General features: G+C 39.4%; 6 protein-coding genes. 3 read left to right on the top strand and 3 right to left on the bottom strand.

The window, feature by feature from the left end; genetic code table 11:
• Positions 1–393 precede the first annotated feature (393 nt).
• Positions 394–2379, top strand: coding sequence for a M23 family metallopeptidase (locus tag ACFIMQ_RS05955; protein WP_375615977.1), 1986 nt, complete (start codon positions 394–396; stop codon positions 2377–2379).
• An 891-nt stretch (positions 2380–3270) separates the two neighbouring features.
• On the opposite strand, the gene ACFIMQ_RS05950 is transcribed toward ACFIMQ_RS05955, so the two are convergent.
• The 3 genes from ACFIMQ_RS05950 to ACFIMQ_RS05940 all read right to left on the bottom strand — a co-directional run bounded on the left by ACFIMQ_RS05950 (position 3271) and on the right by ACFIMQ_RS05940 (position 5686).
• Complete coding sequence (locus tag ACFIMQ_RS05950) at positions 3271–4695, bottom strand: sensor histidine kinase (protein WP_375615976.1); 1425 nt, start codon at positions 4693–4695, stop codon at positions 3271–3273.
• A 225-nt stretch (positions 4696–4920) separates the two neighbouring features.
• The gene (locus ACFIMQ_RS05945; protein WP_375615975.1) at positions 4921–5475 is read right to left on the bottom strand and encodes an RNA polymerase sigma factor; all 555 of its coding nucleotides are present in this window, start codon (positions 5473–5475) and stop codon (positions 4921–4923) included.
• 7 nt (positions 5476–5482) lie between these two features.
• Positions 5483–5686 (bottom strand): NepR family anti-sigma factor, encoded by a 204-nt coding sequence (locus ACFIMQ_RS05940; RefSeq protein WP_375615974.1) that lies wholly within the window; start codon positions 5684–5686, stop codon positions 5483–5485.
• A gap of 169 nt (positions 5687–5855) precedes the next feature.
• On the opposite strand from ACFIMQ_RS05940, the gene ACFIMQ_RS05935 reads away from it, so the two are divergent.
• Positions 5856–6650: a response regulator gene (locus tag ACFIMQ_RS05935; RefSeq protein WP_375615973.1), complete on the top strand. Its 795-nt coding sequence runs from the start codon at positions 5856–5858 to the stop codon at positions 6648–6650.
• 22 nt (positions 6651–6672) lie between these two features.
• The gene (locus ACFIMQ_RS05930) at positions 6673–7686 is read left to right on the top strand and encodes a sensor histidine kinase (protein ID WP_375615972.1); all 1014 of its coding nucleotides are present in this window, start codon (positions 6673–6675) and stop codon (positions 7684–7686) included.
• Positions 7687–8396 lie beyond the last annotated feature (710 nt).

Here is an 8396-nt window from a genome sequence, read left to right as displayed (position 1 = left end):
CTCTTTCAAGCAAAGAGTCAATATCATTTTTTATTTTTTTCAAAATAAAATATTGTAAACAACAACGGCTATTTCAATACATTACACTAAAATAAAAATAAAACATGAAAACAGAAAGAGTTAAAGGAAGCATAGCGCCTTTAAAGTAAAATATAGCATCCCATTGCGATGCGTAAAAATAAGAAGTCCCTAGGAATGGGTTAATCATAATAACGCTTGTTTTATCTTACTTTAATAAGGAAATTTTTCTGCACAGGTACGATTTATAAAGACATTGCGGTATAAAGAGAATTCGCATGATCTGTAATTTGTAAAAAGAATCAAATTCTTGTAGAAACAGGCTAAGCTATGCTAGCTTTCTTTATTTAATATTGAAAAGTACTCTTAAAATCTATGTGGGATAACGAACAACAAAAAAACGATCCCGGACAGGACCCTGCTCTTGTCGTCAAACGCTTACGTCCTGAGCGCAGACAGGTCTCGGCCCGTTGGCTTACAGGAACAGTTCTGACAGGAATCACTTCCTGCATTCTCATGGGTATTGCACTTTTTACAGCTCTTGATGAACAACAGCGATTGGTAACACCGCCTCAATGGTTTACGCAAGAAAACCTATCAGAATCACAAGATCTTGAAGCCAATGGCTATAAAGGTGATCGCATTTCTCCCACCCATGCACGGCAAAGCTTCGACAGTAAACGCCAATTTGAATTATCGATTCTGCAAAAAAAAGGTGATGAAAAGGTCATTAAAACACAACATTTTGAATGGATTCGTATGGCTTTAGCCGAAAAGCGCCCCCAGAAATATAGCTATCCAAAATTTGATTCTTTAAGCATTCTTGCCAGTGATTCGATAAATCAAAGCGCTAAACCACAAAATTCTGGACAGATTTATGGAGCAAAGGTCGAAACAAAAATCACCTTACGCAGCTATGACTTTAAGATAGATCAATTCGATTTTGATGACACCGATACGCTGACAGATGAAGAAGCACAACAAGAAGTACAAAAAGCCGGATTTACTTTAGAAAAAAGTACCGAACTCCTTTCAGTTCTCACGCTAATCGACCCTTTAAAATTAGAAGATACATCCTCCCCTTCTCAAGAAACAGAGCCCCCTGAAGTCCGTATCGTGCAAGAAAATGTAACCGTTTCTCCTCAAAGTCACCGTATTGATCTGACGAAAAACTATGTTGAAGATATTATCCCTATTCGCAAAAAACAAAAGATAGCCGATGCTTTCAAAAAAACCAGTTATACAAAAGAGCAAATTGAACAGGTTGTAAAAACACTAGAAAAAATGAGCCTTTCCGACACCCTTAAAGAGGGAAGTCTTTTACGCATTGGAGTGGTGACACAAGCTGGCGAAGAAGATCATCTCGTCCGTGCAAGCATTTATCAAGGGATGTATCATGTTCTCACCATTGCTCTGAATGATAAAGGCCAATTCATTGAAAGCACAGAGCCTAAAATGTCTAAAGCACTTAAAACGGCTTTTCAAAATGGTATTCCGCATTCTTATATCAATAGCGCGCAATTACCAACAGCTTATGATGCGCTCTATAGTGCTTTGCTAAGCCATAACATATCACAATCTCTCTCTCATCGTCTTATTCGTCTGCTTGCCACCAACATTGATATGAAAAGCCAGATAACCCCCAATGATCAGATTGAAATATTTTATGCCATACCCCAAAGCGATAAAGAAACCCAAAACGGCAAAAAGAACTTGAAAGCCAAAGAGCCCTCCAAAAACACGGATCCAGAAATTCGTTATATTAGCGCCACTTTTGGGAATACAACTTATAAATATTACCGTTATCAATTAAAAGATGGAAGCGTTGATTATTATGATTCTGAAGGGAAAAGTTCAAAACCTTTCTTGCTACGCAAACCCACACCAAATGGCATTTTTGGCTCTCCCTTTGGCCCACGCAAACACCCTATTTTAGGCTATATTCGCATGCATACGGGTGTTGATTGGGTTGCTCCTAAAGGATCTCCCATTATTGCTGTAGGAGATGGTATTGTCACAAAAGTAGGTGTAACAGGCGGCTATGGAAATCACACGGAAATTCAACATGCCAATGGGTATGTCAGCAGTTATTCACATCAAAGTCGTTATGCACCAGACATCAAACCAGGCGTAAAAGTACGACAAGGACAAATCATTGGATATGTCGGATCAACAGGAATGGCAACCGGACCCCATTGTCATTTTGAAATCATCGTCAATGGCGTCAAAGTTGATCCCATGCGCATCCGTATACCGGATAGCAAAGCCTTAACCAATCAAGACCTACAAACATTCCTACAAGAAAAAAACAATATTGATTCTTTGATAAACAGCCCGATAACACCCTCTGAAGAGACTTAAAGCATAAAAGCGCCGGCAGTTTTTTATTGACTTAAAACATCTAAAAAATATGCTTGAGCGCTTAACTTTTCTCAAAGAAATTTCCGTACTTTAAAGATCTGTAAAGGATACGCCGAAAGATGTAACCACAAAGCAGCATAACAAGGATCAAAAATTAAACGCTCTCCTTTTCAGGTTTACCCACAACAGAAAAGTGCAAAATATGACACTCAAAAAAGCTAACGCTTCTTTTTTCTTTTATTAAAACGATAGAAATGCCCTTATTTGCCATGCAATAAAATCTTAAATCAAAGATGTAGCCCCTAAAGGTTGAAGATTCTAAAACGCCCATCACTCTATAAACAATCCAGCTTTTTATTGAACAGATTCCACTGGTTGAACACTGATGCTATTTAAAGCCCTAAAGGAGGGTGTTTCATGAGTTTTACGAGCACGTTTTACCTTAAGAATATTTCTCCCACACGCTTACAAAAACACCCTCTATTTAAAATTTTAACAGCCCTTACAAAAAGAATAAAACGTGAAAAACTCTCTCTTTGCAAAGAAAAACGAGCGTATCAATGTAAATATTATTGGTTCAAGCAAGCTCTTATTCAAAATAAATTTACAGGCTAACTTCAGCACTTCAAAGCTTTAAGCAAGGAGAATGTTAAAAGCCATAATTAGAGTCAATAAAGCAAAAAGTCAGAAACAAACATGACACCAAAAGATGAAAAAATAAAGTTGCCTTTCTTGAAGACAATCAACAATTCTAAGATGAAGAGTGATGTGTTTGCGCTATTAAAGCCTTATTTTATCCTCCTTCTTGTGAAAAGGCGCCCTCCCCATGCCTTCGCGATAAATCAAAGGAAGTTTACCACTAACAAAGAGAAAATTTACCATTTTAAAAAATCAGTCAGAGGTTTTTTTTGAACTATTCGTGCTAAGTTTTGGCAAAGGAATGACAATCTTTGTGCCTCCTAAAGCAGAAGTTTCAAACAGAGGTTTTTCACCAAATTGCATACAAAGCTGTTCCACAACCACACGACCAAGTCCTGTCTTTTGTTTTAAAGTTTGGCTCTTCATCCCCACGCCATCATCTTCTACAATGAGCATCAATTGTCCATTTGGCTCAGGACCAAAGGAGATATAAATATGACCCGACCGTTGATCAGGAAAGGCATGTTTTAAGGAATTAGTCAGCAACTCACCCAGGATAATTCCAAGAGTTGTTGCATCTCTTGAAGACAGTCGACACTCTTTAAAGTTGGTGTGAATGGTGATATTTTCACGCAATTCAAAAGGAACCGCCAATTCGACATCATGCACAACAGAACTGAGAAACTCTGCCAATAATGTCGTTTCCATATCATCACTTAAACGCAAACGACGATGTGCTGTGGAAATTGTCTGAATACGATCCCGTGCAGCCCCTAGAACAGCACGAACTTCTTCATTTTTACTCCGACTTAACTGAAGCCCCAGCAAAGAAGACACCGTAGCAAGAGAATTGCCAATGCGATGGCTTGCATCCTGCAACAATATTTCAACCCGTTGGCGTTCTTTCTCGGCGTGATTGCGTGCTTTTTCTAATTCTTGTGTTCGTTCCTTCACGCGTGCTTCTAGAGCGATATTTTCGCTATGGAGCAGCAATTGATATAATTTTAAAGAACGCACATCACGATGAAAACGATTAATAACAAAATAGGCTGAAACAAAAGTACTGACAACAGAAACAATAGCCGCCAATGTTAAAGCAGCACGCATCAATGCGATACCCTCGCGCTGTTTTTGGCGCACCACATCATCCCCATTAATAAAACTTGTCATCAATTGTGCTAAACGTGCCACGGGAATCTTTGATACTTCCAAAGATGTGGAAGGTTGAGAAGATTGATCAGTCCCTGTATCAAGAGCATGCATATGGGCATTCATAAATGCTTGTCTTGCTTCGACTTCCTTTTTAAAAGCCCTAAACCACTCATCCCATTGCGGATGCGCATAAACAATAAGAGCTATATAATCGAGAATATCCCCCAACTCCCGCTCTGAATTTTCAAAACGTATTTTATCTTCCACCTTGCGCGTTTTTGCATAACTGCGATCAGCAACAGCCATATCAATCAAGCTAATAAGAACCAAATCAGCCTGTTCGCGCAATTCTGAACTTGTATTCAACTGAGCGACTTCTCTATCAACGGCATTTGAAAGCAACATAATAAAAACCGATGCTAAAAGAGCCATAACAAGAGAAACAACAATCGCTGCCCATCGCCAGCGTGATATTGTTACATCAGAAGAAGGCATTTGAGGCAGCAAATTTGTCTTTGTTGTCATAGAATTTCCATTGGCGAACTTGAAAGACGTCATTTTTCAGCACAAAGGAAGGCAGCCTTATGGACCATAAGGTCAAAAGCCCGTGAGAGAGTTTCATACAGGCTTTTCTTGTGTTCCAAAGGATACACGCCAAACACTCTGAATTTCCTCAGATACTGACTTTACTGTAATAGCTATAACGGGAATAAAAAAAACAAGGCTATCGATCATAATTATTATGCTTTTTTAGCCGTTAAATGAACATAATGTACTCCCAGCGGAATAAGAATCAGGACCATAATCGGATTCACCATTGACATTAAGAAGTTCTTGTAATCGATTACGCGCCCTACTCACACGGCTTTTAATGGTTCCAACAGCACACCCACAAATAGCTGCAGCATCTTCATAGGAAAATCCTGATGCCCCAATGAGAATAATGGCTTCTCTTTGATCAGCAGAAAGCAGATTTAAGGCTTTTTTAAAATCTTGCAAATCAAGGGATCCATATTGAGCAGGGTGCACAGCGACATTTTGAGTAAACACGCCATCAGTATCTTGAACTTCTCTTCCTTTTTTGCGCATTTGACTATAAAATTCATTACGCAAAATCGTAAAAAGCCACGCTTTAAGATTGGTTCCCATCTCAAAACTGTCTTGCTTAGCCCATGCTTTCATAACAGTATCTTGGACCAAATCTTCGGCTTTATCGTGCTTGCCACTTAAAGAAACAGCAAAAGCGCGTAAAGCCGGCAACACCAACAGGAGTTCTTGTTTAAAGTTTTTTGTGCACTTTGACATAAAGGATTCAAACCTTTTCCACATTGTTTAAGCTAAATTGCTCTGCGCGCTCCAACTTCTCTAAAAGCTCGAGCAAACACCGTGGTAGTGCTTCTTCCTGAATTTCCATGTAAAATTGGCGTAATTTCCGTGCTATTTCGCTATTGACCCCGAGAAGATCATCCCCAACTGTAAATTGTGTGGTGAGATTTTTTTCATCACGGTCGTTCATTTTTCATCCCCCTAATCCATATAATATCAGTAGCACCGCGAAGAATTTTTTCGCCTTATGGTTGTAAATATAGCTATCGGTAAAAAGTTCCATACAAATCAAGGAACTTTTTTATCGGTTGAGAATTTCAACCAACAAAATGCTTGCAAGGTAAAAGGAGTTATAAATTATGTCATTATCAACGCGCATTGCCCCGCATCTTCCCTATCTTCGGCGTTTTGCCCGCTCTGTCACCGGCAGCCAATTTTCTGGAGATGCTTATGTATCAGCGATGCTGGAAGCACTCATTGCCGACATCTCCATTTTTCCCAAAGCCTCCAGTGATCGAATTGGAACTTATTGGCTTTTTTGCCATCTTTTTGACCAAACCACACCGAATATTCCTGAACCCCTGCCCCAATTTGGTCTTGAACAAAAAACCAGTGCCAAATTATCGTATCTCACGCCCCGTGCACGCCAAGCATTTTTGCTCATTGCCGTTGAAGGGTTTCATGAACAAGAAGCCAGCGAAATCATGAATCTGGATACGAAGGAATTCCGCAAGCTTCTCAACCAAGCATCCCTTGATATTTCTCAACAAATTGCCACTGAAGTGATGATTATTGAAGATGAACCTCTTATTGCGCTTGATATTGAGCAAATGGTAGAAAGCCTAGGTCATCATGTTGTAGGAATAGCGCGAACGCGCGATGAAGCTGTCATCATGTATCATAAGAAAAAACCACGGTTGATTTTGGCTGATATTCAATTAGCCGATAACAGTTCAGGTATTGACGCGGTCAACGAGATTTTGAAAAATGACCGTATACCGGTGATTTTCATCACGGCTTTTCCCGAAAGACTGCTGACCGGCGAGCGTCCAGAACCAACTTTTTTAGTGACCAAACCTTTTAACCCTGATATGGTGAAAGCGCTTATTTCCCAAGCTTTATTTTTTCAAGAGAATGCTTCTAAAGCAGCTTAGAACAGAGTAACATCTTAAAATTATGGTCGTTACGCCTCTTTCAAAGCCTCCCATGGAAAGATCTCACATGAGTGCGCTCATGCAAGCGATTCATGGTGCTGATATTTGTGTTCTCTATCAGGCAACAAATCTGGTTTATTTATGGGCTGAAAACTTGCCGCACCATTTGCACCATAAATGGCGGGTTGGGTGTCGTGACAGCGACTTTTTTTCGCTTGACCTTGCAGACAATATGGAAACCATCAAACTGCAAGTTTTAGCCAGTGGTAAAATGCAAACTGTTGAAGCACGTTTTGAAGATATAAGCAAACAAGAGATTTGGTACAAATTTTCTATTGATTGCCACCGCAATGATAACGGAGATATTATCGGTATTATCACTACTGGTGTTAACATTTCCGGCTTACGCCGCCGTGAACAAGTGCTTAAAATCCTCCTTCGAGAAGTAAGCCACCGTTCTAAAAATCTTCTCGCGATCATTCAAAGTATTGCCAGCCAAACCGCACGCTATACTGAATCTCTTCAAGTTTTTCTACGCAAATTTCAAGGTCGTCTTCATTCTCTTTCTCATTCTCAAGATCTGATCACCGATTCTGATTGGCGTGGTGCTCAATTTCGCGAATTAGTCCAAACGCAAGCTTTAGGCTATTTAATGAAAGAAACAGAACGTTTTTCACTTGAAGGCGTAGATCCTTACCTCTTTCCCAATGCCGCTTTGCATATTGGTTTGGCTTTCCATGAATTGATTGTCAATTCTCTTTCTTTTGGTGTTTTATCGCAAGAAAAGGGTAGTGTCTGTGTACGCTGTGAAATCGAAACAAAACTGAATGGCAAAACGCAACTTATCATCACTTGGAATGAAAATTTCGAATCCAACGTCTCTCCCACAAACAATATAAAAGCTTGTTTTGGCAGTGCCGTTCTTGAAAAAATCGTTCCCATTTCTGTCAATGGTTCAGCTTCGCTCACATTAACAGAAGAAGGGATTGTTTATAGCCTCTCTGTTCCTGATACTTATTTTGATATTTTGTCTTAAAGCGCCTTTCAAATAATAAACAAGGGAAGGTTCCCCTCTCCAAAAAAATTTCTAATCCGTTCTATGAAGCACAAAAAGATTGTCCAATCTTTTTAAATCAACCTCTATAGTTCCTCAAACCTTAACGATGAGAACTTAAAGCCGCATAAAGCCCTTTCCTGTTCATCAACCTTTATCGCTCATACAGCCGCTATTTTAAGACAGATATTAAAACGATTAAGAGCAAGCAGTCAGCTTTTATAGACCAGATCAAAGCGCGCATATTGCACATATCTTTTAGCGTAATTTCCATAATGGGTCTATAATTTCATTTTGAAATGATAGGAAATTTCAAGGGTAAAAGCTAACATGCAGCGTTACTTTTCCGCTTCATGACTTTCAAAAACCTCCACGACAATATCTTTTAAATCGCGGCAATTACACATTTTATGCTTTTATTTATCGTGTTCTTGAATGGGATCTTTCTCTTCACTCCCAATAGAACATCCAAAACAGAAATATATTTGCATTTCTCATTCACATTTAATATTTCCCAGCACATTCAAGCTCATTTCAAAACAGCCACTGTAAGTGTATAAGCCATTAAGCACGCTTCTCTTTACTTCATGCCCTTCTTTACCTCACTCCCCTCTTTACCTCATGCCCCTCTTTACCTCATGCCCCTCTTTACCTCATGCCCCTCTTTACCTCATGCCCCTCTTTACCTCATG

Source organism: Bartonella sp. AD13SXNS (genome assembly GCF_042196465.1).
Classification (GTDB): Bacteria; Pseudomonadota; Alphaproteobacteria; order Rhizobiales; family Rhizobiaceae; genus Bartonella.
The sequence above is the reverse complement of the archived record's forward strand: the minus strand, read 5'-3'. Positions and strand labels throughout refer to the sequence as shown.

What these genes read in the sequence shown, in the direction of transcription:
- ACFIMQ_RS05955 (WP_375615977.1), top strand. Translation starts at nt 394, where the DNA reads ATGTGGGATAACGAACAACAAAAAAACGATCCCGGACAGGACCCTGCT.
- ACFIMQ_RS05950 (WP_375615976.1), bottom strand. Translation starts at nt 4,695, where the DNA reads ATGACAACAAAGACAAATTTGCTGCCTCAAATGCCTTCTTCTGATGTA.
- ACFIMQ_RS05945 (WP_375615975.1), bottom strand. Translation starts at nt 5,475, where the DNA reads ATGTCAAAGTGCACAAAAAACTTTAAACAAGAACTCCTGTTGGTGTTG.
- ACFIMQ_RS05940 (WP_375615974.1), bottom strand. Translation starts at nt 5,686, where the DNA reads ATGAACGACCGTGATGAAAAAAATCTCACCACACAATTTACAGTTGGG.
- ACFIMQ_RS05935 (WP_375615973.1), top strand. Translation starts at nt 5,856, where the DNA reads ATGTCATTATCAACGCGCATTGCCCCGCATCTTCCCTATCTTCGGCGT.
- ACFIMQ_RS05930 (WP_375615972.1), top strand. Translation starts at nt 6,673, where the DNA reads ATGGTCGTTACGCCTCTTTCAAAGCCTCCCATGGAAAGATCTCACATG.